Here is a 1,637-nt window from a genome sequence, read left to right as displayed (position 1 = left end):
GAACCGTAACCGGGGCCGTGCGGACACCCCGCGCGGTCACGAGGAGAACGAGGGCATCGCCGCGACGGCCGAGTTCACCCGGCCCGACTTCGACGAGCCCGCGCGGCCGGATCGCCCGGCCGGCGAGTTCCCCGGGCCGGACTTCCCCGCGGCCCAGCAGGCGGGCCCGGGAGCGGACCCGCAGGGCGGACAGTTCGTACGCCAGGACGTCTTCGGCCCGACCGGCACCACGCCCGGCACCACGCCCGGCACCACGCCCGGCACCACGCCCGGCTCCACGCCCGGCGGTCCGGGGCGGCCCGCCCCTGCGCGGGGCGACGCCTCCGGCCAGGACCCGGCCGCCACCGGTCAGCTGCCGCAGGCGGACTTCGGCGGACCGCGGCAGCCCGCGCCCGGCGGATACGCCCCCTCCGGACAGCAGGACGCCACCGGCCAGTACGCCCGGCCGGAGCTCCCGGACGCCGGACGCCAGGACCGTCCGCAGGACCGGAGCGGCGGATTCGCCCCCTCCGGACAGCAGGACGCGACGGGCCAGTACGCCCGCCCGGAACTCCCGGACACCACCGGCCAGTACGGCCGCCCCGGTGCCCAGGACCCGGCCGCCACCGGCCAGTACGCCCGGCCTGACTTCCCGGACCCGTCCGCCGGCGGTCAGTACGGCCGCCCCGGCGGCCAGGGGACGGACGGTCAGTACGGCCGTCCGGGTCCGCAGGACCCCGCCGCCACCGGCCAGTACGGCCTGCCCGGACAGCAGGACGCCACCGGCCAGTACGCCCGCCCGGAACTCCCGGACACCACCGGCCAGTACGGCCGTCCCGGTCCGCAGGACCCGGCCGTCACCGGTCAGTTCCCCCGGGTGGATCTGGGCGTGCCCCAGCCGCCCGCCCCCGGTCAGGCTCCCGCCCCGCGCGGTTACGAAGGTCTGGACGACGGCGGCCACCGCGCCCCCGCCCTGCCCGCGCAGCCGCAGCCCGAGGCGCTGCCGCCCGCGCCGGGACCGGGCGACGGCCGCACCCCGCTGTACGACACCCTGGAGACGGACTGGTTCCGCACCCAGGGCAGGGGCCAGGCCGGAGCTCCCGGGCACCCCGGTCAGCCGGGTCACCCCGGTCAGCCCGGTCACCCCGCCGAGCAGGCCCAGCGGCAGGAGCAGCCCCGGCGTCCCGACGCCCAGGCCCAGCCCCCGGCGCTGCCCCAGCGCCCCTCCGCCCCCCAGAACGACCAGACCGGCCATAACGGTCCGGACGGCCACAGCGGCCCGGACGACCAGAACGGCCAGAACGGCCAGGGCGTCCAGGAGCCTCAGGGCGGCCCGGACGGCGCGGCCCCCAACAGCGGCGGCTGGCGTGCCTCGCCCAATGACGAGCTGGTGCGCCAGGCCGAGCGGATCCGCAAGCCCGCGGCCGGCGGCATCACCACATCAGGTCTCCCCCGCCGGGTCCCGCGTGCCAATCTGGTCGCGGGCACGGCACAGGAGCAGAGCGCCCAGAGCGGTCCGCAAGTCTCGCGAGCGCCCGATGACGTGCGCGGCCGGCTGACCAACCTCCGCCGTGGAATCCAGCAGGGCCGTCAGCAGAACAACAGCTCGACGACCGGCAACATCAACCTCGGCCCCAATCACCCGCAGGAGCGTTAGT

The 1,637-nt window shown here is 77.5% G+C and carries 1 pseudogene; it reads left to right on the top strand.

Annotation, left to right across the window (positions count from 1 at the left end):
• Positions 1-1,636 (top strand): annotated as a pseudogene (locus FF041_RS37925) (hypothetical protein); the annotation flags it as partial.
• Position 1,637: the final 1 nt, after the last annotated feature.

The sequence above is a fragment of the Streptomyces jumonjinensis genome, assembly GCF_009600885.1.
Classification (GTDB): Bacteria; Actinomycetota; Actinomycetes; order Streptomycetales; family Streptomycetaceae; genus Streptomyces; species Streptomyces jumonjinensis.
The sequence above is the reverse complement of the archived record's forward strand: the minus strand, read 5'-3'. Positions and strand labels throughout refer to the sequence as shown.